Genomic DNA, 278 nt, shown 5'->3' on the forward strand with positions numbered 1-278 from the left:
ATCGGTGGAGACCGTGAACACGATCGCGCCGCCCGCGCCGGCCCGGCCGACCACCTGGCCGCCCTCCAGGCTCAGCACCACCGCCTGGCCGGTCGCCGTATCGACCAATCCGGTCGAGCCGGCGTTGAAGCCCAGCGCATAGGTCACCGCACCGGCATCCGCCACGCCATTGTGGTCGGCGTCCAGCGGACCATCGGCGCCGGAGTTCGGCGTGAAGGCTCCGGCGAAGCTCGCCGTCGCATTGGTGGCCAAGGTCGTCTCGTCGACCGTCAGTGACA

1 protein-coding gene is annotated in these 278 nt (G+C 70.5%); it reads right to left on the minus strand.

Features of this window, described 5'->3' with window-relative positions; genetic code table 11:
- On the minus strand, nt 1-273 hold a 273-nt coding region (locus EN874_RS33485; RefSeq protein WP_281061473.1), incomplete at its 3' end, for a DUF5801 repeats-in-toxin domain-containing protein.
- Nucleotides 274-278: the final 5 nt, after the last annotated feature.

It is taken from the genome of Mesorhizobium sp. M1D.F.Ca.ET.231.01.1.1, from assembly GCF_003999155.2.
Lineage (GTDB): Bacteria > Pseudomonadota > Alphaproteobacteria > Rhizobiales > Rhizobiaceae > Mesorhizobium.